Below are 353 nucleotides of genomic sequence, written 5' to 3' on the forward strand. Positions count from 1 at the left end.
CTAAAAACTCGTCACAATTTCAGGTAGAATAGCCGCCTGTTTTCGCTAAGTTTATTGATTATTCATGCGTTTAAAATCTTTAAAATTGGCAGGCTTTAAATCCTTTGCCAATCCAACAACTTTTACCTTCCGTCATGGCATCACCGCCATTGTCGGGCCAAACGGCTGTGGCAAATCCAACGTCATCGATGCCATTCGCTGGGTGCTAGGCGAAACTTCCGCCAAGCAGTTACGTGGCGGGGCAATGAGTGATGTTATCTTTGCAGGAACGCAAGATAAATCCGCCAAAAGTGTTGCCAGTGTCGAGCTGACTTTTGAGCATACGCAAGACGAGCAGACGGGTATTCGCCATG

General features: G+C 46.7%; 1 protein-coding gene. It reads left to right on the forward strand.

Translation table 11 applies throughout. The features are described 5' to 3' along the window. Window positions 1–64: 64 nt before the first annotated feature. The coding region (locus AAEZ05_RS27950) for an AAA family ATPase (protein WP_350649803.1) at window positions 65–353 on the forward strand (289 nt) is incomplete at its 3' end.

This window comes from Pseudomonas sp. HY13-MNA-CIBAN-0226, from assembly GCF_040310305.1.
Lineage (GTDB): Bacteria > Pseudomonadota > Gammaproteobacteria > Pseudomonadales > Pseudomonadaceae > Aquipseudomonas > Aquipseudomonas gregormendelii.